Origin of the sequence: Bradyrhizobium sp. 132 (assembly GCF_023074185.1) — a bacterium.
GTDB lineage: Bacteria > Pseudomonadota > Alphaproteobacteria > Rhizobiales > Xanthobacteraceae > Bradyrhizobium.
The window spans coordinates 24,088-44,814 of record NZ_JADPKY010000131.1; the positions used below are offsets into that span (position 1 = coordinate 24,088).

Here is a 20,727-nt window from a genome sequence, read left to right on the forward strand (position 1 = left end):
GCGTTCAATGAGAATTGGACTCGCGGAGAGAAGTTCCCTCCTTACGGCTTGCCGTAATTCGGTGCCAGCAAGCGGTTGCGGATCAAATAGCTCATCGTGCGCGTCCAGGATTCATCCGTGTTGCCACGCATGTCGGCGCTGGCGGCCGTGATCATGGTGCCGGTCTTCACGTCGCGCAGGTAGATGTTCAGATTGATGATCAGGTTCGAGACCTTCTGCACCATGCCGGTGATCTCCAGGTCAGCACCGAGCTGCCCGGCAAGCTTGAGGTCGCAGCCGCCGCAGGCCTGCAGATTGGCATGACGGGCGGCGTCCCTGATCGGCGCGATATCGAGCATCTGGAACCTGCCTGACTCCGTCAGTTCCTTGCGCAACTGCTCGCCGATGAGCAGGAGCCGCGCCTCCTCCGGCTTGGAGCCGTAGAACTCGCCGGGCAGGCTGGTGTCGATCAACTCGAAGTCGAACACCGCGAGTTTTGGCGGATCGGCAAACGCGACCGACGTCGTCAACAGCAAGGCAGCGAAACATATCAGTGCTCGCATGATCGTGATTTCGGTCCTCGTGCACGCGGGGCGAAATGCGGGGTTGCATGCCCTGACAAATCGGTCATGCTTTAGCAGAGACAATTCTCCACCGGCGGTCAAGCCGGGGAGAACATCTGGAGGAAACATGATCCGATGGTTGGTCGGCCTGATCGGCCTGGGTCTTGCTGCGACGAGCGCGCTCGCCGCCGACCCTGTCATGATCGGCGTCGGCTATCTCGGCGTCGCCGGCACCAGATCGACGCTGTCGCTGGTCGAGCAGCCCGCGGAGAATGACGGCGTCGCGGGCGCGCGCCTCGCCATCGAGGACAACAACACCACCGGCAAATTCCTCAACCAGCGATTTGTGCTGGAGGAGCGCCGGATCAAGGAGGGCGAGGATGCCGTGCAGGCCGCGACCGATCTCGCTGCACGCAACGGCTTCATTATCGCCGACCTGCCGGCGGATGCGCTGCTGAAAGTCTCAGACGCCTTGCGCGACCGCGGCACGCTGCTGTTCAATGCCGGGGCGATCGACGAGCGTCTGCGCGAGGCCGATTGCCGTGCCAACGTCATCCACACCGCACCGACACGCGCGATGCTGGCCGATGCGCTCGGCCAGTATCTGGTGTGGAAGCAGTGGAAGCGCTGGCTGCTCGTGGTCGGCTCGCATGACGAGGACAAGCTGTTCGCCGACGCGCTGAGGCGCACGGCCACGCGGTTCGGTGCCAAGATCGTGCAGGAGCGCAGTTTCGAAGACAAAGGCGGCGCGCGCCGCACGGACTCAGGCGTGACGCTGATCCAGCGCCAGATGCCGGTGTTCACGCAACAGGCACCGGCTTACGACGTGCTGGTCGCCGCCGACGAGAGCGAGGTGTTCGGCGCGTACCTGCCCTATCGCACCTGGGATCCCCGCCCGGTCGCGGGCTCGGCCGGCCTCGTGCCGCGGAGCTGGGACGCATCGCAGGACCAGTGGGGCGCGATCCAGATGCAGAACCGCTTCGTCAAGCTGAACGCGCGGAGGATGACTGCGCTCGACATGCAGGTCTGGACCGCGGTGCGCATGATCGGCGAGGCCACCTCGCGCACCAATTCCGGCGACGTCAAGAAGGTCACCGACTTCATCAAGGGCCCGGACTTTTCGGTTGCTGCCTTCAAGGGCACAAAGCTGACCCTGCGCGACTGGAACCTGCAGCTGCGCCAGCCGATCCTGCTGGTCGACGGCCGCATGGTGGTGTCGGTGTCGCCGCAGGAAGGTTTTCTGCACCAGGTCTCTGAGCTCGACACGCTCGGCTACGACCGCCCGGAGAGCAAATGCAAATTGAAGTGAGCATTGTGAGATGAGTTCGAGCTGCGACTACAACGACGCTGCGCTCCCTCCCCCGCTCGCGGGGGAGGGTTGGGGAGAGGGTGTCTCCGCGAGCGATAACCTCCTAGAGGAGAGAACCCTCACCCGCATCGCATCTATCGATGCGATGCGACCTCCCCCGCAAGCCGGGGAGGTGAAACCAACCCGCAGCGGAATACTGCGCTTGTGGCGTGTGGGATTGCTGTCCGGGCTGGCGCTGGCGGCAGCGCCGGCGCATGCGTTCATCGCCTATGTCTCGAACGAGAAGAGCAACACGGTGTCGGTGATCGACACCGACAGCTGGACGGTCACCAAGACCATCAAGGTCGGCCAGCGCCCGCGCGGCATCGACTTCACGCGCGACGGCAAGTTCGTGATGGTCGCGGTCGGCGACGACGACACCATCCAGATGATCGACGCGAAGACGCAAGCCGTGGTGGACAGCCTGCCCTCCGGACCCGACCCCGAATTGTTCGCCCAGGATGCCGCCGGCAAGATCCTCTATGTCGCCAACGAGAACGACAACACGGTGACCGTGATCGACCTCGAGAAGCGCGCCCGCCTTGGCGACATCCAGGTTGGCGTCGAGCCCGAGGGCATGACCATCAGCCCGGACGGCAAGACGCTGATCAACACGTCCGAGACGACCAACATGGCGCACTTCATCGACACCTCATCGCGCCAGATCGTCGCGAATGTATTGGTGGACGCGCGGCCGCGCTTTGCCGAATTCAAGCACGACGCTTCCGAATTGTGGGTGTCCTCGGAGATCGGCGGCACCGTGTCGATCATCGACCCCAGAAGGCACGAGGTGACCGGCAAGGTCAATTTCGAGATCCCGGGGTTGAGGAAGGAGGCCATCCAGCCCGTCGGCATCGGCATGACCAAGGACGACAAGACCGCCTTCATCGCGCTCGGTCCCGCCAACCGCGTCGCCGTGGTCGATACCGCCACGCGCAAGGTGACGAAATATCTGCTGGTCGGACAGCGGGTCTGGCATATGGCGTTCACGCCGGACGAGAAATATCTGCTCACCACCAACGGCGTGTCGAACGACGTCTCCGTCATCGACGTCGCCGCGCAAAAGGTGATCAAGACCATTCAGGTGGGCGAACTGCCCTGGGGCATCACGATCGCGCGATGACCAGCCCTGCTCCCATCGCCGAACAACGCGAGGTGCCGAAGCCCAATCCCGCTGCGGTGCCGGCGCTGTCGATCGACGGCGTCAGCCACGCCTATGGCCCGCGCCGGGCGCTGATGGACGTGTCGTTCAACGTGCAGCCGGCGAGCTTCACGGCGCTGCTTGGCCTCAACGGCGCTGGCAAGAGCACGCTGTTCTCGCTGATCACGCGGCTGTTCGGCATCCAGACCGGCCGCGTCGGCATTTTCGGCCATGACGTCAGCAAAAGTCCCGGCGAGGCGCTGCGGTTGCTCGGCGTCGTGTTCCAGCCGCGCACGCTCGATCTCGATCTGTCGCTGACGCAGAACCTGCTCTATCACGCCGCGCTGCACGGCATCAGCCGCCGCGAGGCCGCAGTGCGCAGCGCCGAGTTGCTCGGCCGCATCGGGCTGACCGAGCGCGCCGGCAGCAAGGTGCGCGATCTCTCGGGCGGGCAGATGCGGCGGCTGGAGATCGCACGCGCGCTGCTGCACCGTCCGCGCCTGCTATTGCTGGACGAGCCGACCGTCGGCCTCGACGTCAAGGCGCGCGCAGACATCATTGGCCATGTGCGTCAGCTCGTGACCGAGCAAGGCATCGGCGTGCTCTGGGCCACGCATCTGTTCGACGAGATCATGGCCGGCGACGATCTCGTGGTGCTGCACCAGGGCAAGGTGCTGGCGCAGGGACCAATGAGTCGTGTCGTTGCGGAAGCCGGCGCGCAGGACGTCAACACCGCCTTCATGCGCCTGACCGGCGCGCAGACCCTGCCGGGCGGCGGCGCATGAGCAGCATCACGACACGCGACACGCCGCGCGGCTTCTCAGCCGCCGAGTATATGACTTGCCTCACCGGCATCGTCTGGCGCGAGGGCCTGCGCTTCCTGCATCAGCGCGAGCGTTTCGTCTCGGCGCTGGTACGGCCGCTGGTCTGGCTGTTCATCTTCGCCGCCGGATTCCGCCAGGTGCTCGGCATCTCCATCATCCCTCCGTACGAGACCTACATCCTCTATGAGGTCTTTATCGCGCCCGGGCTGATGGCGATGATCCAGCTCTTCAACGGCATGCAGTCCTCGCTCTCGATGGTCTATGACCGCGAGATGGGCAACATGCGCACGCTGCTGGTAAGCCCCTTGCCGCGCGGCTTCCTCTTGTTCTGCAAGCTGCTCGCGGGCACCGCGGTGTCGCTGCTCCAGGTCTATGCGTTCCTGCTGATCGCCTGGTTCTGGGACATCACACCTCCCCCGATCGGCTATCTCACCGTACTACCGGCGCTGATCCTGTCCGGACTGATGCTGGGCTCGCTCGGCATGCTGATCTCGTCCGGCATCAAGCAGCTTGAAAGCTTTGCCGGCGTCATGAACTTCGTGATCTTCCCGATGTTCTTCGCATCCTCCGCGCTCTACCCGCTCTGGCGCGTGCAGGAGGGCAGTCCCTATCTCTATTATCTCTGCGAGGCCAATCCGTTCACCCATGCGGTCGAGTTGATCCGGTTTGCGCTGTACGGACAGATCAACTGGGTCTCGCTGGCGGTGGTCGCGACCTGCACAATCGTCTTCATGATCGGAGCGATCTATGCCTATGATCCCTCGCGCGGGCTGGCGCGACGGGGCCCTGCGGGAGGCGAAGGATGAAGGTTCGGGTTCTGGCCATGGCCGCTCTGATGCTCGCAGTCGCGAGCACGGCGGCACGCGCGGCCGATCCGCGCTATCCGGATTGGCCCTGTACGCAAGCCAAAGTGCCGGAAATTTCGCTCGCCGCCGTGTGGGCTGGTCCTTCGCTCGATGACGTGCAGAACACGTGGAAGGACGACGCCAGGGTCAGCGCGCTGGTCTCGAAACTGGCGGCCCGCAAGACGCCGCTGGACGAGGCCGAGAAGTCGGTGAAGGAGTTCTTGGCGGGCTCCGCGGCCGACAAGACCGCGAATGCAAAACTTCTGTTCGCCGGCCTGTTCGACACGCTCAACGCCCAGCGCTCGCAGGTCATCGGCGGGCTGGAACGCGTCAGCCGCAAGCAGCGCGAGGCCGCCGACAAGATTCGCGAGGAGTCGATCCAGCTCCAGGCGCTCCAGGGCGCAACGCCGCGCGACGAGGCCAAGGTCGATGCGCTCAGCAACGAGCTGATCTGGAAGACTCGCATTTTCGAGGACCGCCACAAAGTGGTGCGGTTCGTCTGCGAGGTTCCCACCACGATCGATCAGCGCCTGTTTGCGCTGGGACGCGTCATTCAGCAGGAAATGGAATAGCGTCATCCCCACTGACAGCTTTGCAAGTTCCGGCGATCTCTACGCTATCGTTAACCTTTGCCGCGCTATCTGCCGGAACTAAATCGATCCAGGATAGCTTGTCGAAGGGAGTCCAAGACGTCGGGAGGCCTTGATGGGAACCACGAAATTCATCCTCGCAGGCGCTGCGGCCATCAGCATGCTTGCAAGCAGCGCATTCGCTGACGACATGACCGGAATGGTCACGCGGATAGATCGGCTCAACAGCACGATTTCGATCCAGCAGATGCAGAAAGGCACGGTCGGCGGCAGCGCAGGCGGCGCCGGCGCGCTCCAGGAGTACAAGGCCAAGGACGCCGCGATGCTGGATGCCGTGCACGCCGGCGACAGGGTGAGCTACTCTGCAACCGTCAATAACGGCACGGGCACGCTGACCAAGCTGCAGAAGCAGTAGGGGAAACTCTCTGTCCCATTGCCGCCATCCTGTGAGGCGCCCGCCTTCGGCGGGCGCCTCACAGGATCTGATTTCGCTGCGGGATATAGACCCTCGTGGTGAGGAGACAGCGAAGCGGTCGTCTCGAACCACGAGGCCACCGATGACAGAGCTCGCTCAATTCTTTATTGCTCCGGCCGCAGCTCCGGCTGTGCCTCGTCGGTTGGGAGTTTGGCGCGCTCCCAGCCGTCGGTGCCTTCGGGATACCAGGCGACGTTGGAGTAGCCATACGCGAGCGCGCGCTTGGCGGCGTTCCAGGACATCCAGCAGTCGGCCAGGCAATAGATCACCAGCAGCGCGGCCTTGTCGCCAAGCGACGCACGCGCGAGCCCGCGCTGAAAATAATCGTCCATAGCCGGCGGCAGCGCACCATAGCCAGTATCGGGCAGCCAGATGCTGCCCGGAATGTTTTTGCGCGGCGCCTCGCGCCAAACGGTACCCGCGGGAAGGTTCTTCGGCTTCGGCGCGCGCGGCAGCACGTCGATGAACACGCCGCTCTTCGCGTGCCAGATCGCCTCGGCTTCCGAAGTCGACAGCACGCGCGCGCCGCCGAGCGTCGCCGGCACAGGCGCGCGGTAATTGTCGGCGCGATAACCCTCGGGCTCGAACGGCTCCTGCTGCTGCGCGACTACCGGCGCCACCAGAGTGGCGGCGACCAGCGCAGCGGCAATCTGCCGCCTCATGGCGTCTTGGCCGTCTCCGCGCCGAGCGGCCGGTCGCTCTCGTCCAGCAGCGGCACGCCGAAATCGAGCAGGATCTTGTTGATCTCGCCCTGGTTCTCCTGGATCAGCTTGTTGAGTTGCCGCTTCCAGTTCTGGTCGGCGGCACGCACGCCCATACCGATGCGATAGGCCAGTTTTGGTCCGGTGGTTTCCTTTACCAGCGGCGTGACATGAAGCGAGCCCGCCTGCTTCGCGTAAAATCCCGCCATGGGTCCCCACAGCACGCCGGCGTCAATCTTGCCTGCCGCGAGATCATTGATCATTGCCTGCGCCGAATTATCGTAGCGCGTGTCGATCATCAGCGGATAGGGCTTTGCATCGCCCATCAGTCCCGCGATGGCCATGTTGGTCGCAGGCGGCGTTCCGGCGACGATGCCGACATGCTTGCCCTTCAGCCTGGTATCCTCGAGCGTGTCGACCTCCTCAAGCCCGCTGCCGGCTTTCGCGACCAGCGCATAGCTCGTGCGGTAGTAGGGATTGGTGCCCTGCACGAGGTCATCGCCTTGGGGGAAGCCCATGATGACGTCGCATCGATGCGAGCCGAGCGTCATGCGCACGAAGCCGGTAGCCTGCGGAAAAAAGACATAGTCGAGCTTCTTCTGGAGCTTGTCTGCAAACAACTCGGCAAGCTTGTTTTCGAACCCCTCACCCTTTTCATTCGAGAACGGCAGATTGCGCGGGTCGGCACAGACGCGCAGCACCTTGGGATCGACCAGCTCGAAGGAGAGGTCGCCGGCGTCGTTGGTCTGCGCGACGGCGACGTCGCCGAACGCGCAAGACGCAACCAGGATACTCAGTGAAACCAACCAGCGACGATGTCGTCCGGCCTCCGTCATCGCGCTTCCTCCTAGGATTGTTTGAATGCTAACCATGCAACGCATGACGCACCATTTCTGCCAGACTTTGTGCTGGCTTTTCTTTGTTGCAGTGCAACTGCGCAACCCTTTGAACTGAGGCGGAAAAGTGTCTCGCATCGCTTTCGTGATTGCAGCCTGGTCCCTGCTGGTGACGGCGACACTAGCATGCGCAGGAGTGGCCGAATTGCCTGTAAGCGAAGTCGCGCCGGGAATCTTCGTACACTCCGGGACCATCGCCCTGATGACCCGAGAGAACGAGGGCGACATCGCCAATGTCGGCTTCATCGTCGGCGCGGATGCGGTCGCCGTCATCGACACCGGTGGTAGCCTTCGCGAGGGCGAGGCGCTGCTGGCGGCGGTGCGGGCCCGCACCAGCAAGCCGATCCGCTACGTCATCAACACCCACGGCCATCCCGATCATGTCTTCGGCAATTCAGCCTTCGTCGCCGGGGACACGCGCTTCGTCGGCCATAGCCGGCTGCCGCAGGCGTTGGCGACGCGCGGGCCGTATTATCTCGACAATTTCAGACGCATCATGGGCGACGAATTGATCTCTCCCGTGAAGATCGTGCCGCCCACAATACCTGTCACGGACACCCTGACGCTCGATCTCGGCTCGCGCCACCTGACCTTGCGGGCCTGGCCGGCCGGACACAGCGACACTGATCTCACCGTGTTCGATGAGACGAGCAAGACACTTTTCGCGGGCGATCTCGTCTTCCTCCGCCATATTCCGGTGATGGACGGCAGCATTCGCGGCTGGCTCGGCATCCTCGGGGAACTCGAGAGCATTCCAGCACTGCGCGTCGTTCCGGGTCACGGACCCGTGAGCGAATGGCCTGCAGCGCTGACCGATGAACGGCGTTATCTCACGGCGCTGCTGGCGGACGTCCGGGCGTCGAACAAGAAGGGCGAACCGATCCGAACCGCCGCAGACAAGGCGGCTGCCTCGGAACGGTCTCGATGGCTCCTATTCGACGACTACAACGCTCGCAACGCAACCGCAGCATTTTCGGAAATTGAATGGGAGTAGCGGACGCGCTACGCTAGGCCCGACAACTGCTTCTGCTTCGTCCGCGCGGGACCATGACCATGATGGGATGCACACGCCGCCTGCCCCTGATCGCCCTGCTCCTCGGCATGGCATTCGCCGTGCCGGTGCAGGCAGAAGAAGCTTACGATCCCTGGCTGGGCCTCGTGCAGGACATCTTCAGCAACCGTCCGATGCACGACGGCGGCGATGTCATTGGCATCGACATGCCGTATCGCGCCGAGGATGCGGCGATCGTGCCGGTGACCCTGCGCAGCAAGCTTTCGCCGGGCGATGCCCGCCGCATCCGTTCGATCACGCTGGTGATCGACCGCAATCCGGCGCCGATGGCGGCGAAGTTCGAGCTCGGCCCCGATGCCAACGTCACCGAAATCTCGACGCGGGTACGCATCAACAACTACACCGACGTTCATGCGGTTGCCGAGCTCAGCGACGGCCAACTCTATGTCTCAAAAGTCTATGTGAAGGCCTCGGGCGGCTGCTCTGCCCCGGCGGGGAAGAATGCCGAGGAAGCCCAGAACCGGCTCGGCCAGATGCGCTACCGGCAATTCGCGCGGCAAGAGACCCCCGCGAGCCGCATGCGCGAGGCGCAGATCATGATCGGCCATCCCAACAATTCCGGCCTGCAGATGGACCAAGTCACGCAGCTCTATATTCCCGCCTTCTTCGTCAACCAGCTCAAGTTGACGCAGGACGACAGCCCCGTGCTCTCGATGGAAGGCGGCATCTCGATCTCGGAAGATCCCAATCTGCGGTTCACGTATGTGTCCAACGGCGCCAAGCGTTTTCGCGCCGAGGCCAAGGATACGGATGGACACGTGTTCCGCAACGAGTGGGATGTGGAGAAGCCGGGGACGTGAGCCCCTCACCCGTCATGGATGCACGCCGCCAAGGGGTTAAAAACACCTCACCTCGGCTTCGGCCTGCGCGCGCCTCAAATCGTTCACAGCCGAGTTCGCCTGCTCCGAGGTGCGGAACTGGACGCCGAGATTGCCGCGGACCTGGGACATGCTGAGCGCGGTTTCCGCGGTCACGTAGCGCTCATAGGATACGATCGAGGCCACCACGTCGATCGAGCAGGAACATTGTTCGATCGCCTGCCGGCTCTCGCCATTGGCCTTCATGCAGCCATAGACGTACTCCGCACGCGCCGCCGTCGGATAATCATTCGCCTGCTCGGCGCGCACTGCGAGCGCGGTCGCAGCCCACACCGCCAATGCGGCGACAATCGGTCGTAGCTGTCCGGCCAGATTCATGCGCGTCCTCCCGCTGGTTGCGACGAAAGCTATGCTATGCGTATTGTCCTGAAAAGCACTCTGTCAGAGGAAACGGCTCACAAGGTGATGAGAGCACTTGGTTTGATAAGAGCACTTGGTCGACCATTGGCGCTCGCGGTGACGCTGGCGCTGACACTCGCCGGACCCGGCCGCGCCGCGGATACCATCCGCCTTGCGGTGCAGAAGACCGGAACATTCTCCTGGGAGCTGGCCGCGATCCGCGCCGGTGGCCTCGACAAGGAGGCCGACCTGTCGCTCGACGTCACCGAGCTTGCGAGCCCCGAGGCCGGCAAGATCGCGCTGCGCGCCGGCAATGCCGACATCATCCTGTCCGACTGGCTGTGGGTGTCGCGCGAGCGCGCGCTCGGCGCCAAGCTCACCTTCTATCCCTATTCCAGCGCGCTGGGCGCGGTGATGGTGCCGGCTTCCTCGCCGATCAAGTCGCTCGCCGATTTGAAGGGCCGCAAGCTCGCCGTCGGCGGCGGCCCGATCGACAAGAGCTGGCTCTTGCTCCAGGCCCGGTTGAAACAGGACGGCATCGACCTGAAGTCGGAGGCGACCATCGTCTATGGTGCCCCGCCCCTGATCGCCGCCAAGACGCTCGACGGCGAGATGGATGCGAGCCTCAACTTCTGGAATTTCTCCGCCCAACTGGAGGCCAAGGGTTTTAGGCGCCTCACCGGCATCGAGGACATTTTGCCGAAGCTGGGCGCCAAGGGCGCGGTCTCCGCCGTCGGCTACGTCTTCGACGACAACTGGGCGGCGAGCCATCGCGAGGCCGTGGCGCGCTTCATTGCGATGACGCGCAAGGCCAAGCAGTTGCTGGTGACCTCGGATGCCGCCTGGGACAAGATCGCGCCGCTCACCGGCACGAGCGATGCTATCCTGCTGAAGACCTATCGCCAGCGATATCGCGACGGCATTCCGCGCCGGAGCATCGATGACGAAGAAAAGGACGCGCGCGTGCTCTACCGCGTGCTCGCCGAGACGGGCGGCCGCGACCTAGTCGGCCCGGCCGCTGAACTCGAGCCGGGCACGTTCTATCACGCAGTTCCCGGAGACTGAGGTGCTGCGTCTTCTGTCGTTTGCCCTGTTGCTCGCGATCTGGTGGATCGCCGCGCTGTTCGTCGGCGCCGCGAAGCTGCCCTCCCCGCCCGCCGTGCTCGACGTCGTCGTCGCGGAAGCTTCGAGCGGCGCGCTGTTCCTGCATCTCGGCGCCACGCTCGCTCGCGTCAGCCTCGCCTTTGTGCTGGCGATGTCACTCGGCAGCGCCATCGGCTATCTGATGGGACGGGTGAAGCTTGCCGACCGGCTCGGCGATCCCTGGCTGATCCTGCTCCTGAACCTGCCCGCGCTGGTCGTGATCGTGCTGGCCTATATCTGGGCCGGGCTCACTGAAGCCGCAGCGATCGCGGCGATCGCCATCAACAAGTTGCCGACCGCCATCGTCACCCTGCGCGAGGGTGCGCGCGCGCTCGACCGCTCGCTCGACGAGATGGCGAGCGTGTTCGCGATGCCGCGCTGGCGCGCGTTCCGCCACGTCGTGCTGCCGCAACTGGCGCCCTATATCGCAGCCTCAGCCCGCTCCGGATTGTCGCTGGTCTGGAAGATCGTGCTGGTCGCCGAACTGTTGGGGCGGCCAAACGGCGTCGGCTTTGAAATCGGCGTCGCCTTCCAATTGTTCGACACGCCGCGGCTGCTGGCCTATTCCCTGACATTCGCCGCCGTCGTGCTCGTAATCGAGACGGCGCTGGTGCAACCGTTCGAAGCCCGCGCAACACGGTGGCGACCCCGTGCGGCTTGAGGTCGAGATCACAGGCAAGACGTTCAGGAGTGCCGCGGGCGGAACGCAGAGGGTGCTCGCGCCGGTCAGCTTCGCGCTTCAATCCGGCGAGGTCGGCGTGCTGATCGGTCCGTCCGGCTGCGGGAAGAGCACGATGCTGCGCATCATCCTCGGGCTCGACCGCGATTTCGGGGGGCACGTCTCGCGTCCGCCCGAAGCGCGGATCGGGATGGTGTTTCAGGAGCCGCGGCTGTTGCCGTGGCGCTCTGTCGAGCAGAATGTGCGGCTTGCGGCCCCCGATGTCACCGATGCGAAGCTCGCCGAGCTGTTTAGAATCCTGGAGCTGGACGCGCATCGCAGCCACTTTCCCGGCGAGCTGTCGCTCGGCCTCGCCCGGCGCGTCGCGCTCGCCCGCGCCTTTGCCGTCGAGCCCGATCTGCTCGTGCTCGACGAGCCGCTCGCCTCGCTCGACGACGCACTCGCCGGCCGGTTGCGCGACGAGATCGCTACGCTGGTGGCGCGCCGTCCGGTGATGACGTTGCTCGTCACCCACAGCCTGGATGACGCGATCCGCCTCGGCGATCGCCTGTTCTTGCTGTCGCCGCGGCCGGCGCGCATCGTGCGGGAGGTGCCGATTGCCATCCCACGTGCGCAGCGCAGCGAGGCCGAGCTCGGCAGGATCAGGGCCGAGCTCGCGGCGCTGCAGCTTGAATCGAAATGAGAACTCATGGTCAACTGGACCAACGAAATCTTCGCGGGAGGTTCACCATGCGGCGTCAGTTGATTGCGATCGGCATCCTGTTGGTTGCGATGCCGGGCGCGGCGCTCGCGCAGGCCAAGGGCAAGGGCATCCGACTCTGGAATCTGACGACGGAGACGATCTCCGGCTTCCAGCTCTCGCCGGCCGGCAAGACCGAGTGGGGACCGAACCAGTGCTTGAACGACAAGGACAAGGAGGTCGACCACGACGAGCGGCTGCGCATCACCGGTATCGAGCCCGGCCGCTACGACGCCAAGGTCAGCTATCCCAGTGCACGGCAGTGCATCGTCCGCGACATCGAGATCAAGCCGGATGCGGTGTTCTCGATCGCCGACAAGGATCTGAAGGACTGCAACAAGTAACGTGGCTGCGTTACTGGCGTTTTCCCCTCATCGTGAGGAGCGCGAAGCGCGTCTCGAACCATGCAGGGCCGCCTGTCCGCCTGTCCCTTGTGGCCATCCTTCGAGACGCTTGCTTCGCAAGCTCTCAGGATGAGGACCTAAGCCAATCTCGACCAGTAAGGCAGCGCAACGCTTCACGCCTTGTCGTGCGGGTGCGGATATTCGCAGCGCCATCGCACCGCCTGCCACTTCGGATGGTCGCCGATCCATTGCGCGATATAGGGCGGCGCGGCCATCGCGCACTGCGTCGGCGAGCCGGCGTAGTTGAATACCAGATGCTGCTCCTCGCAGGTCGCAGGCGAGAGCAACGCACATACAGTCACTACCAGGTCGATCGGGTTCATGCCGGGATCCTCGCAGAGGCGATCAAGATTAGCACAAAAGGTTACGTTCCGAGGAGCGGGAAGTTTCAATCCGGCCGTGAGAGAGGCCGCGGGGAACTCGCCTTCCTAGAAGTTAACCCCAAACACCAGCCTCGCCTGGTGGCGCTCGAAATTGACGAGGTCGAGATTGGCACCTGATCCGGCCGGACGGCCCCAGGCCTGCATGCTCCAGCTCACGGTCAGGCGCGAGCGTTCGGAAAGCTGGAAATAAGCGGTCGGACCGACGAACAGGGCTTGGCCGGCAAGCTCGCCGAGGCCGATGCCTTCGTACTGCCGGAAGTAGCGCATCTCGCCGCCGAGCAGCACATTGGGCCGCACACGCACCATGCCGGCGAAGGCCGCGCCGATGGTCGAGCTCTTTTCGGACAGTCCCGCCACCTCGAAGCGCGCCCATTCCGGTTGATAGATCAGATTGAGCGCGCCGATGGCGAAGTTCGGGATCAGTTCGCGATCGAAGGCGAGTGTGAAATCGGTGCCGTACATCCGCCCTTTCGCGCCGCTGGTTTCGTCGATGCGGTCGCCATGGAGCTCAGCGCCGACGGTCATGCCGAACGGCGCGTGCTCGCGGTCGAGCAGGCGATAGCGCAGGTCGAGCGAGGCGCCCTGAAAATTGAACTGGCGGCGATCATCGATATCGGGGACGCCGGTGATGTCGTGCAAGCTAGCGATGCCGCCGACCTCAATGCGGAAGTTCGGCAGCGGCACGATCTCGATCTCGACTTCCTGCGAGAGGGCGCGATAGGTCCCTCCGCCTTTGCCGAATCGCCCCGTCGTTTCGGTCTGGAATTCGCGCTCACCGGGATTGCCGACATCGGTGCCGATCAAAAAGCCGAAGATGTGCTCGGTATCGAAGCCCTCTTCGGCGCTGACGCACGCCGGTACGAGCGCGACTGTGCAGGCGGCTATGGTCCAGAATGTATGGGCTCTCGCGCGCATCCCTGACACTACCACGGCTTCGACGGCGTTTGCCATCGAAGCCGCGACAGGTCGTCAGTCTTACTTGCGCAAAGCGCAGGCGTACATGTTGATTTCCATGCCGACCGGCACTTCCACAATCTTCGGAGCTTTCCAAGCCATTCGGGGGTCTCCCAAGGGATGAGCGCGACATCGCGCGGGGCAAAACCTAGGGCTGCGTCAGCGACAGCGCAAGTCCGGAATCAGACGACGAACACCGCGAACTGTCGCATCGCGCTCGCGAATTTCCCTCTCGGGCAAAACGCCTTCGCTCCCAGGCAAGCGCGGCTTCTCTCAGCGCAACAATCGCAGCAACGCGCGGCCGGCGCGCGAGTTCAGCTCCTTCGCATCCAGCGTTCCATCCTTGTCGGGATTTGCCGCGTTGAAACGCTGCTCCACCACCGAGAGATATTCGTCGAGCGTGAGGGTCCCGTCACGATCGGGATCGGCGGCGGCGAGTTCTTTCGCCGTTAACCGTCCGCGCAATTCGCGGGCGTCGAGCGTGCCGTCGTGATCGGGATCGAGCTTGGCGAACAATGCGGCCGCCGCCTTCTTCACCTCGGCAAGATCGAGCGTACCGTCATTGTCGGTATCGAACATTTTTACGGCGCCGCCGGATGCCGACCAGGCCGGACCGGACAGCAGTGCAATCGTGAGCGCAAGCGCAACAGAGCGACGCGATATCATCAAAATCTCCCTGACCGAGAGCTCCGATTGGGAGCCGGATCGTAATGACATAAGTCCACACGCGGGCTTCCGTTCAAGCCCCGAATTGCAACCTGCGCACTGCACAACCCGCAGAACCCGACGGCCCGGGCGCGGCGCCCCGCATGGGCTCCGCTTCGCGCCGCGGAATTTCTTCAGCGCCTGCGCACAAGTTGAGAGTCGTTTGTAAGGTTTCCGTCAGGTAACCGGCGTCTGGCATCCAACATATCGGCAGCGCGCCTTCGACTTTCGTATTGACGCGTTTTGCATTCGGGCGGAGTGTTGCTGTCGCAGCGTCAACAGGCGCGCATATTGGGAGGAACGGATGAAACGCTTTGCGATGGCCGCGAGCCTCGTCATGCTTGCATCGACTTGTGCAAATGCACAAACCAGCGAGCAGCTGGTCAAGGGCGTGACCGATACATCGAACGTTCTCAACTACGGGATGGGCTACAATCTCCAGCGCTTTTCGACGCTGAAGCAGATCAACAAGGACAGCGTCAAGAACCTTGTCCCGGTCTGGAACTACTCCTTCAACGACGATCGCAGCGAGGAATCGCAGCCGCTGGTGTATCAGGGCGTGATCTACGTGACCTCCCACAACGCGACCATGGCGGTCGACGCCAAGACCGGCAAGCAGATCTGGAAGAGCAAGATCGAGTATCCGGCCGAGACGCCGCGCATCGTCTGCTGCGGCATCATCAATCGCGGCGCCGCGCTCTACGACGGCAAGATATTCCGCACCACGCTCGACGCCAACGTGATCGCGCTCGACGCCAAGGACGGCAAGGAATTGTGGCGGCAGAAGGCGGCCGACATCAAGGAAGGCTATTCGATGACGGTGGCGCCGCTGGTCGCCGACGGCGTCGTGATCACCGGCATCTCCGGCGCCGAGTTCGGCACCCGCGGCTTCATCGACGGCTGGGATCCGGCGACGGGCAAGCACCTGTGGCGTACCCATTCGATCCCCTCCCCCGACGAGCCCGGCGGCGACACCTGGAAGGGCGATACCTGGAAGCTCGGCGGTGGCTCGACCTGGATCACGGGCTCCTACGATCCCGAGCTGAACACGGTCTATTGGGGCATCGGCAATCCCGGACCGTTCAATTCGGCGGTGCGCCCCGGCGATAACCTCTACACCTGCTCCGTGCTGGCGATGGACCCCAAGACCGGCAAGATCAAGTGGCACTACCAGTTCTCGCCGAACAATCCGTTCGACTATGACAGCGTGGCCGAGATGGTCCTCGCCGACATCAACATCGAGGGCAAGCCGACCAAGGTGTTGATGGACGCCAACCGCAACGGCTTCTTCTACGTGCTCGACCGCACCAACGGAAAGCTGCTCGCGGCCAATCCTTACGTGAAGGTCAACTGGGCGACCGGAATCGACATGAAGACCGGCAAGCCGATGGAGACCGACGTCACGACAGGTGCTCGGGAAGGCAAGAAGGTGACAGTCTATCCGTCGATCCTCGGCGGCAAGAACTGGGAACCGATGTCGTTCAATCCGCAGACCGGATTGGCCTACGCCAACACGCTCGCCTTCGGTGGCCGGTACAAGACCGAACCCGTCACCTTCAAGCAGGGTGAATGGTATCTCGGCATGGACCTCACCGATCTCTGGGAGTGGGGTGACGGCCCGCGCGGTCATCTGAAGGCGATCGATCCGATGACCGGCAAGGCGAAGTGGGAGGCGCCGAGCGACATCCCGCGCTTCTCGGGCGTGCTGTCGACCGCGGGCGGCGTCGTGTTCTCGGGCGCGCTGACCGGCGAGTTCGAGGCCTTCGACGCCGACACCGGCAAGAAGCTCTGGCAGTTCCAGACCGGCTCCGGCATCGAGGGACAACCGGTGACATGGCAGCAGGATGGCGTGCAGTATGTCGCCGTCACCAGCGGCTATGGCGGTGTCTACTCGCTGTTCTCCGGCGACGAGCGGCTTGCCAAGGTGCCGCCCGGCGGCTCGCTGTGGGTCTTTGCGGTCAAGCAGTAACCACGGCGCGATGCTGAAAGACGGATCTCACAAGACGGCGGCGATCCTCGCCGCCGTCGCGGTGCTCACGGTCGCGCTTGCGGCGACCGTTCGTGCCGCGGATGACGCAACCGGCAATCCCGTGCAGGCACAGATCGACCACGGCAAGTCGACCTATGCCGAAAAATGCTCGCACTGCCACGGCCCCAACATGATGAACCCCGGCACCATCACGCCGGACCTGCGCGCCTTCCCGAACGACAAGACGCGCTTCGTCACCACGGTGAAGAACGGCAAGAACAACAAGATGCCGCCCTGGGCTGACATCCTCAACGACGACGAGATCGGGGATCTCTGGGCTTTCATCTCGAGCCGGAGGAAGCCATGAAGACTTGGCACGTCGCGTGGAGCGTTGCCGCGATTCTCGCGGCGGCGGCCACGGCTGCGCGCGCGGCCGACGATCCGCTCAGGATCTGTCTCGACGAGGACCGGCCGCCGCTCTCGGTGCATCACAAGGGCAAGCCGGACTCCGGCTTCGACGTAAGGCTGGGGCAGGCGCTCGCCGACCGGCTCGGACGGCCTCTGACGATCCAGTGGTTCGAGAGCAAGCTGGATGAGGATTCGAGCCCGCAGCTCGAGGCCAATGCGCTGCTGTCCGACGGGCGCTGCTCGCTGGTCGGCGGCTACGCGCTGACGACGGATTCCCTCGTCAAGCCCGGCATGAAGACGGCACGCTTGCCGGATTTTGCCGGCGCCACCCGTGACGACCGGCGCCGCCGCGTCGCGCTCGGCGTGCTCGCACCGAGCCAGCCCTATGTTTACTCGCCGATGACGGTTGTGCTCGGGCCGAAGGCGCAGGGCCGCAAGATCGGCGATATCGGCGACCTTGCCGGCCTTCGCCTCGTCATCGAGAGTGGCTCGCTGGGCGATGCCGTCCTGATGACCTTCGACAAGGGGCGCCTGATCGACAACATCACCCATCTCGTCCCCGGTCGCGACGATCTCCTCGGCGCGCTCGCTCGTGGCGACTACGACGCGACGCTGATCGACCTCGGCCGTTTCGACGCCCATCGCGCCGCGCATCCCGACACGGCAATCACGGCGTCCGGCTATTACTATCCGATCGGCGCCAACCGCGGCTATGTCGGGCTCGCCGGCGATCCCGCACTGATCGACGCCGTCAACACGGCGCTGAGCGGGCTTGCTGCCGAGGGCAAGATCGCCGAATTCGGCAGGCAGGCAGGGCTGACCTATCTGCCGCCGCGAGAGCCTGCAATCCTCGGCGAAGTCTGGATGAAGATCATTCAGCGGTGAGATGGCCTGACATGGCACGCTAAAGTGCCGACATCATTTCCGTGCTATACTTGGCGCTTCATTTGACGATCGGTGCCCTGTGAGCTCCCCGACCATTCCCTCCGCCGCAGGCCTGCGCGATCACCTCTCGCGCGAAATCAAGACCGGCGAGCTGGTGCGGGCGCTGATCGTCGTCGGCCCGATGGTCGCCGCTTTTTTCATCGCGCGCGAGACCGCGCTGCTGAATCTCGGGTTGGTCGCGGTCTCGTTGCTGATTCCCGCACTCAGGCTGCAGCTGCCGCCAAAAGTCGTCGCGTGGCATTATCTCGCGATCCTCGTCACCTTTGCCGCGCTGTTCCTCGCCGCCCCGATCAAGCCGCTATTCGTGGTGCTGACGGCGCTTGCCGGATTCCTTGCGGCCGCGGCGACGCGCCATGGCGAACATTTCCGCACGCTCGGAAATTGGGTGTTCATTCCCGCCGTGTATCTCGCCTGCGAAGTGCGGGAGGGCGTGAGCGCCTCGGACGCCCTCCGCCATGCCGGTATGATCATCGTGTCCTCTCCGATCGCGCTGGCGCTGGTCTGCGCCATCCGGATTTACGACCAGCGGCGCGGCGACACCACGGCGACCTCGTTCGGAGCGCCCGCGGCCGAGTGGTTTCTGCCCGCAGCAGCAACCGCCCTTGCGGTGTTGGCTGCGGCGGCGCTGGTCGAGATCCTCGATCTCGCGCACGGCCAATGGGTGATGTGGTCGGCCGCAAGTGTCGTGGTCGGCGATCTCACCGCGTCTACCGGCAAGCTGAAGCAGCGGGCGATCGGCGCCTTGGTCGGCGTGCCGCTCGGCTTCATCGCCGGCATGGTGCTGCCGCAGAGCCGGGTTGGCTATGCACTCGCGGTTCTCGCGGCCACCCTCACGCTGATCTCGTTCTCCCGCTACATCGTCGGCTTCGGCCTGCGCTGCTTCTTCATCGCGCTGGCCGCTTCTTTCGCCGGCGGCGCCAGCGGCATCGCGGAGGAGCGCATCGTCAACGTGCTGATCGGCGGCGCCTTTGGCTTGATTGCCGTGGCGCTAACCGAAATCGTCTGGCTGCGTGTCATGCGAAAGGTGCGATCGTCCGGATGACGCCCGAATAGGTACGGGCACGGCCTGTCAAATGCGCCAATCTGTCTCGCCTGGTGCCGATCGCAGAGGCGACCTGATGCAGTACCTTCGGCAAAAATCTGGAGGGAATCATGTCCATGAAACTCGATCGCCGCCACTTCATCGCCGCCGGCGGCACCGCACTCGCGATGCCTTTCGTCTCGCGCAGCGCCTCGGCGCAAAGTCCGTGGCCATCGCGGCAGATCCGCGTGATTTGCAGCTATCCCGCTGGCGGACAGACCGATCTGCTCGCACGCGCCTATGGCGAATTCATTTCCAAGCAGGTCGGAAAGACCGTCGTCGTCGAGAACAAGCCCGGCGCCTCGGGCGCGATCGGGACGGCGGAGGTTGCCCGCGCGGAGCCCGACGGCCACACCATCCTGTGCTCGATCTCGACCACCTACATCATGAACCAGGTGGTGATGAAGGCTCCGGGCTACGACATGGACAAGGATTTGACGCTCGTCAGCGTCATTCCGGGCGCCGGCCTGTTGCTGATCGCGAACGCGAAAACCGGCGTCAAGACGCTGAAGGATTTCGTCGCCTTTGCCCGCAAGAGCGGCAAGGTCAATTTCGGCACCTATAGCGCGGGCTCGGCCCCGCATATGACGATCCACGAGCTCAACAAACAGTACGGCCTTGCGATTGAGCCGATCCATTATCGCGGCGAAGCCCCGATGTGGACGGGCATGCTGGAAGGTACGCTCGATGCTGCCATGGGCAGCTACACGGCTGCGCAATCGGTTTTGCAGAGCGACCGTGGCACTGTGTTCGCGGTGCACTCGAAGAAGGTCGACGCGATCCCGGCCATAAAGACCCTCCCCGAGCAGGGCGCGACGTCGAAATTCTTCACCGTCAGCGGCTTCTCCGGCTGGGCCGTGCCGAAAGCGACGCCGCAGCCGATCGTCGACCGCCTGGCGGAGCTTTGCGTTGCCGCCAACAGCGATCCCAAGGTGAAGGACGTTCTCAACACGTTCGTGCTCGAACCCGCGATCGGCTTCAAGGAAACCAACGCGCTGTATCAGCGCGAGCTGCCGATCTGGATCGAGAGCGCGAAGTCGCTCGGCCTCGAGCCGGCCTGAACGTCGAGGCAAGGTGCCTTCGCGGCACCGGCCTCCGACCAAAGCCTAGTGTCGGAAACGCGGTTTCGCGCTATGATTGTGCCACGCTGGCGGAAGATCTCCCCGGCGCTGACGAGAAAGGCCGATCCCATGACACCGGATGGCGTCACACCGGATGGCGTCGCCATAGCCGTCATGATCATTCTGCTCTTTCCGATGGGCTATTTCACGCTGGCTTCGCCCGCCTTCCTGCTGGTGAAGCTGGATATCCAGCCCGTCGCCCAGCTTTTGCGCGGAATGTTCAATGCCCATTTTCTGGTGATGCGCGTTGCCGGAATCATCGGAACGGTCGCTTTCCTGCTCGACGGTCGATTGCTCGCTGCGATGGGCGTTGGCTTGGTTACAGCCCTGGCGATCTACGGACGCCGCGGCTTCATGCGACGGATCGACGACCAGCTCAGCGCGCGAGACGCCGGTGATACCGAAGCCCCACGCCGATTACGCCGGTTACATTGGAGCGGGATGCTGGGCAACGCGGTGCTGCTCGCCGCTCTCGTGGCCGGTATCCCCTACGTCGCCCTATCGGCGTGAGAGACATCGCGGACGTGTGACGGTCATTTGCTGTC

26 protein-coding genes are annotated in these 20,727 nt (G+C 64.0%); 18 read left to right on the forward strand and 8 right to left on the reverse strand.

The window, feature by feature from the left end:
• Nucleotides 1-41: 41 nt before the first annotated feature.
• On the reverse strand, nucleotides 42-542 hold the full coding sequence (locus IVA74_RS27535) for a DUF3280 domain-containing protein (RefSeq protein ID WP_247349561.1): 501 nt from the start codon (nucleotides 540-542) through the stop codon (nucleotides 42-44).
• Nucleotides 543-669: 127 nt separating this feature from the next.
• Between IVA74_RS27535 and IVA74_RS27540 the strand changes: the two genes are divergently transcribed.
• From IVA74_RS27540 to IVA74_RS27565, 6 genes are all read left to right on the forward strand, one after another.
• Entirely contained in the window at nucleotides 670-1,851 is a 1,182-nt protein-coding gene (locus IVA74_RS27540; protein WP_247349562.1) for an ABC transporter substrate-binding protein, read from the forward strand.
• A gap of 193 nt (nucleotides 1,852-2,044) precedes the next feature.
• On the forward strand, nucleotides 2,045-3,013 hold the full coding sequence (locus tag IVA74_RS27545; protein WP_247349661.1) for a YVTN family beta-propeller repeat protein: 969 nt from the start codon (nucleotides 2,045-2,047) through the stop codon (nucleotides 3,011-3,013).
• The gene (locus IVA74_RS27550) at nucleotides 3,010-3,816 is read left to right on the forward strand and encodes an ABC transporter ATP-binding protein (RefSeq protein ID WP_247349563.1); all 807 of its coding nucleotides are present in this window, start codon (nucleotides 3,010-3,012) and stop codon (nucleotides 3,814-3,816) included. Before IVA74_RS27545 ends, IVA74_RS27550 begins: the two co-directional genes overlap by 4 nt.
• On the forward strand, nucleotides 3,813-4,661 hold the full coding sequence (locus tag IVA74_RS27555) for an ABC transporter permease (RefSeq protein WP_247349564.1): 849 nt from the start codon (nucleotides 3,813-3,815) through the stop codon (nucleotides 4,659-4,661). Before IVA74_RS27550 ends, IVA74_RS27555 begins: the two co-directional genes overlap by 4 nt.
• Nucleotides 4,658-5,272 (forward strand): hypothetical protein, encoded by a 615-nt coding sequence (locus IVA74_RS27560; protein ID WP_247349565.1) that lies wholly within the window; start codon nucleotides 4,658-4,660, stop codon nucleotides 5,270-5,272. The genes IVA74_RS27555 and IVA74_RS27560 overlap by 4 nt, the downstream gene beginning before the upstream one ends.
• Before the next feature lie 133 nt (nucleotides 5,273-5,405).
• Nucleotides 5,406-5,705: a copper-binding protein gene (locus IVA74_RS27565; RefSeq protein WP_247349566.1), complete on the forward strand. Its 300-nt coding sequence runs from the start codon at nucleotides 5,406-5,408 to the stop codon at nucleotides 5,703-5,705.
• A gap of 164 nt (nucleotides 5,706-5,869) precedes the next feature.
• On the opposite strand, the gene IVA74_RS27570 is transcribed toward IVA74_RS27565, so the two are convergent.
• Nucleotides 5,870-6,427 (reverse strand): PQQ-dependent catabolism-associated CXXCW motif protein, encoded by a 558-nt coding sequence (locus IVA74_RS27570; protein ID WP_247349568.1) that lies wholly within the window; start codon nucleotides 6,425-6,427, stop codon nucleotides 5,870-5,872.
• On the reverse strand, nucleotides 6,424-7,302 hold the full coding sequence (locus IVA74_RS27575) for a substrate-binding domain-containing protein (RefSeq protein WP_247349570.1): 879 nt from the start codon (nucleotides 7,300-7,302) through the stop codon (nucleotides 6,424-6,426). Before IVA74_RS27575 ends, IVA74_RS27570 begins: the two co-directional genes overlap by 4 nt.
• A gap of 127 nt (nucleotides 7,303-7,429) precedes the next feature.
• On the opposite strand from IVA74_RS27575, the gene IVA74_RS27580 reads away from it, so the two are divergent.
• The gene (locus IVA74_RS27580) at nucleotides 7,430-8,356 is read left to right on the forward strand and encodes a quinoprotein relay system zinc metallohydrolase 2 (RefSeq protein ID WP_247349573.1); all 927 of its coding nucleotides are present in this window, start codon (nucleotides 7,430-7,432) and stop codon (nucleotides 8,354-8,356) included.
• A gap of 59 nt (nucleotides 8,357-8,415) precedes the next feature.
• Entirely contained in the window at nucleotides 8,416-9,234 is an 819-nt protein-coding gene (locus IVA74_RS27585) for a quinoprotein dehydrogenase-associated SoxYZ-like carrier (RefSeq protein ID WP_247349574.1), read from the forward strand.
• 36 nt (nucleotides 9,235-9,270) lie between these two features.
• Here IVA74_RS27585 and IVA74_RS27590 read toward each other — a convergent pair whose 3' ends face one another.
• Complete coding sequence (locus IVA74_RS27590) at nucleotides 9,271-9,630, reverse strand: hypothetical protein (protein ID WP_247349575.1); 360 nt, start codon at nucleotides 9,628-9,630, stop codon at nucleotides 9,271-9,273.
• Between the two features lie 87 nt (nucleotides 9,631-9,717).
• Here IVA74_RS27590 and IVA74_RS27595 point away from each other — a divergent pair, with 87 nt between their 5' ends.
• Genes IVA74_RS27595 through IVA74_RS27610 form a run of 4 tightly spaced genes read left to right on the forward strand, consistent with a single transcriptional unit; the run spans nucleotide 9,718 to nucleotide 12,556 of the window.
• Nucleotides 9,718-10,716, forward strand: a complete 999-nt coding sequence (locus IVA74_RS27595) for an ABC transporter substrate-binding protein (RefSeq protein WP_247349662.1) — start codon at nucleotides 9,718-9,720, stop codon at nucleotides 10,714-10,716.
• A gap of 1 nt (nucleotide 10,717) precedes the next feature.
• Nucleotides 10,718-11,455 carry an ABC transporter permease subunit gene (locus IVA74_RS27600; protein ID WP_018460294.1) on the forward strand — a complete coding sequence of 246 codons (738 nt, stop codon included), beginning with the start codon at nucleotides 10,718-10,720 and terminating at the stop codon, nucleotides 11,453-11,455.
• Nucleotides 11,445-12,155: an ABC transporter ATP-binding protein gene (locus tag IVA74_RS27605; RefSeq protein ID WP_247349576.1), complete on the forward strand. Its 711-nt coding sequence runs from the start codon at nucleotides 11,445-11,447 to the stop codon at nucleotides 12,153-12,155. The genes IVA74_RS27600 and IVA74_RS27605 overlap by 11 nt, the downstream gene beginning before the upstream one ends.
• A 47-nt stretch (nucleotides 12,156-12,202) precedes the next feature.
• Nucleotides 12,203-12,556: a hypothetical protein gene (locus IVA74_RS27610; protein ID WP_247349577.1), complete on the forward strand. Its 354-nt coding sequence runs from the start codon at nucleotides 12,203-12,205 to the stop codon at nucleotides 12,554-12,556.
• A 173-nt stretch (nucleotides 12,557-12,729) separates the two neighbouring features.
• Here IVA74_RS27610 and IVA74_RS27615 read toward each other — a convergent pair whose 3' ends face one another.
• From IVA74_RS27615 to IVA74_RS27630, 4 genes are all read right to left on the reverse strand, one after another.
• Nucleotides 12,730-12,939, reverse strand: coding sequence for a hypothetical protein (locus IVA74_RS27615; RefSeq protein ID WP_247349578.1), 210 nt, complete (start codon nucleotides 12,937-12,939; stop codon nucleotides 12,730-12,732).
• A gap of 105 nt (nucleotides 12,940-13,044) precedes the next feature.
• A complete protein-coding gene (locus IVA74_RS27620; RefSeq protein ID WP_247349579.1) occupies nucleotides 13,045-13,950 on the reverse strand; it encodes a hypothetical protein in 906 nt (301 codons plus the stop codon).
• Between the two features lie 24 nt (nucleotides 13,951-13,974).
• Entirely contained in the window at nucleotides 13,975-14,055 is an 81-nt protein-coding gene (gene pqqA, locus IVA74_RS27625) for a pyrroloquinoline quinone precursor peptide PqqA (RefSeq protein ID WP_018460299.1), read from the reverse strand.
• A 171-nt stretch (nucleotides 14,056-14,226) separates the two neighbouring features.
• Nucleotides 14,227-14,619, reverse strand: coding sequence for an EF-hand domain-containing protein (locus IVA74_RS27630; RefSeq protein ID WP_247349580.1), 393 nt, complete (start codon nucleotides 14,617-14,619; stop codon nucleotides 14,227-14,229).
• Between the two features lie 343 nt (nucleotides 14,620-14,962).
• Between IVA74_RS27630 and IVA74_RS27635 the strand changes: the two genes are divergently transcribed.
• The 6 genes from IVA74_RS27635 to IVA74_RS27660 all read left to right on the forward strand — a co-directional run bounded on the left by IVA74_RS27635 (nucleotide 14,963) and on the right by IVA74_RS27660 (nucleotide 20,692).
• A complete protein-coding gene (locus tag IVA74_RS27635; protein ID WP_247349581.1) occupies nucleotides 14,963-16,627 on the forward strand; it encodes a methanol/ethanol family PQQ-dependent dehydrogenase in 1,665 nt (554 codons plus the stop codon).
• 10 nt (nucleotides 16,628-16,637) lie between these two features.
• Nucleotides 16,638-16,994, forward strand: coding sequence for a cytochrome c (locus tag IVA74_RS27640; protein ID WP_247349582.1), 357 nt, complete (start codon nucleotides 16,638-16,640; stop codon nucleotides 16,992-16,994).
• Nucleotides 16,991-17,920: a transporter substrate-binding domain-containing protein gene (locus IVA74_RS27645; protein WP_247349583.1), complete on the forward strand. Its 930-nt coding sequence runs from the start codon at nucleotides 16,991-16,993 to the stop codon at nucleotides 17,918-17,920. Before IVA74_RS27640 ends, IVA74_RS27645 begins: the two co-directional genes overlap by 4 nt.
• 79 nt (nucleotides 17,921-17,999) lie before the next feature.
• Nucleotides 18,000-19,022 carry an FUSC family protein gene (locus IVA74_RS27650; RefSeq protein WP_247349584.1) on the forward strand — a complete coding sequence of 341 codons (1,023 nt, stop codon included), beginning with the start codon at nucleotides 18,000-18,002 and terminating at the stop codon, nucleotides 19,020-19,022.
• Nucleotides 19,023-19,132: 110 nt separating this feature from the next.
• Nucleotides 19,133-20,122, forward strand: coding sequence for a tripartite tricarboxylate transporter substrate binding protein (locus tag IVA74_RS27655; protein ID WP_247349586.1), 990 nt, complete (start codon nucleotides 19,133-19,135; stop codon nucleotides 20,120-20,122).
• Between the two features lie 129 nt (nucleotides 20,123-20,251).
• The gene (locus tag IVA74_RS27660) at nucleotides 20,252-20,692 is read left to right on the forward strand and encodes a hypothetical protein (RefSeq protein ID WP_247349588.1); all 441 of its coding nucleotides are present in this window, start codon (nucleotides 20,252-20,254) and stop codon (nucleotides 20,690-20,692) included.
• The last annotated feature ends 35 nt before the right edge of the window (nucleotides 20,693-20,727 follow it).

What these genes read in the sequence shown, in the direction of transcription:
- IVA74_RS27535 (WP_247349561.1), bottom strand. Translation starts at nt 542, where the DNA reads ATGCGAGCACTGATATGTTTCGCTGCCTTGCTGTTGACGACGTCGGTC.
- IVA74_RS27540 (WP_247349562.1), top strand. Translation starts at nt 670, where the DNA reads ATGATCCGATGGTTGGTCGGCCTGATCGGCCTGGGTCTTGCTGCGACG.
- IVA74_RS27550 (WP_247349563.1), top strand. Translation starts at nt 3,010, where the DNA reads ATGACCAGCCCTGCTCCCATCGCCGAACAACGCGAGGTGCCGAAGCCC.
- IVA74_RS27555 (WP_247349564.1), top strand. Translation starts at nt 3,813, where the DNA reads ATGAGCAGCATCACGACACGCGACACGCCGCGCGGCTTCTCAGCCGCC.
- IVA74_RS27560 (WP_247349565.1), top strand. Translation starts at nt 4,658, where the DNA reads ATGAAGGTTCGGGTTCTGGCCATGGCCGCTCTGATGCTCGCAGTCGCG.
- IVA74_RS27565 (WP_247349566.1), top strand. Translation starts at nt 5,406, where the DNA reads ATGGGAACCACGAAATTCATCCTCGCAGGCGCTGCGGCCATCAGCATG.
- IVA74_RS27570 (WP_247349568.1), bottom strand. Translation starts at nt 6,427, where the DNA reads ATGAGGCGGCAGATTGCCGCTGCGCTGGTCGCCGCCACTCTGGTGGCG.
- IVA74_RS27575 (WP_247349570.1), bottom strand. Translation starts at nt 7,302, where the DNA reads ATGACGGAGGCCGGACGACATCGTCGCTGGTTGGTTTCACTGAGTATC.
- IVA74_RS27585 (WP_247349574.1), top strand. Translation starts at nt 8,416, where the DNA reads ATGATGGGATGCACACGCCGCCTGCCCCTGATCGCCCTGCTCCTCGGC.
- IVA74_RS27590 (WP_247349575.1), bottom strand. Translation starts at nt 9,630, where the DNA reads ATGAATCTGGCCGGACAGCTACGACCGATTGTCGCCGCATTGGCGGTG.
- IVA74_RS27595 (WP_247349662.1), top strand. Translation starts at nt 9,718, where the DNA reads ATGAGAGCACTTGGTTTGATAAGAGCACTTGGTCGACCATTGGCGCTC.
- IVA74_RS27610 (WP_247349577.1), top strand. Translation starts at nt 12,203, where the DNA reads ATGCGGCGTCAGTTGATTGCGATCGGCATCCTGTTGGTTGCGATGCCG.
- IVA74_RS27615 (WP_247349578.1), bottom strand. Translation starts at nt 12,939, where the DNA reads ATGAACCCGATCGACCTGGTAGTGACTGTATGTGCGTTGCTCTCGCCT.
- IVA74_RS27620 (WP_247349579.1), bottom strand. Translation starts at nt 13,950, where the DNA reads ATGGCAAACGCCGTCGAAGCCGTGGTAGTGTCAGGGATGCGCGCGAGA.
- pqqA (WP_018460299.1), bottom strand. Translation starts at nt 14,055, where the DNA reads ATGGCTTGGAAAGCTCCGAAGATTGTGGAAGTGCCGGTCGGCATGGAA.
- IVA74_RS27630 (WP_247349580.1), bottom strand. Translation starts at nt 14,619, where the DNA reads ATGATATCGCGTCGCTCTGTTGCGCTTGCGCTCACGATTGCACTGCTG.
- IVA74_RS27635 (WP_247349581.1), top strand. Translation starts at nt 14,963, where the DNA reads ATGAAACGCTTTGCGATGGCCGCGAGCCTCGTCATGCTTGCATCGACT.
- IVA74_RS27640 (WP_247349582.1), top strand. Translation starts at nt 16,638, where the DNA reads ATGCTGAAAGACGGATCTCACAAGACGGCGGCGATCCTCGCCGCCGTC.
- IVA74_RS27645 (WP_247349583.1), top strand. Translation starts at nt 16,991, where the DNA reads ATGAAGACTTGGCACGTCGCGTGGAGCGTTGCCGCGATTCTCGCGGCG.
- IVA74_RS27655 (WP_247349586.1), top strand. Translation starts at nt 19,133, where the DNA reads ATGTCCATGAAACTCGATCGCCGCCACTTCATCGCCGCCGGCGGCACC.
- IVA74_RS27660 (WP_247349588.1), top strand. Translation starts at nt 20,252, where the DNA reads ATGACACCGGATGGCGTCACACCGGATGGCGTCGCCATAGCCGTCATG.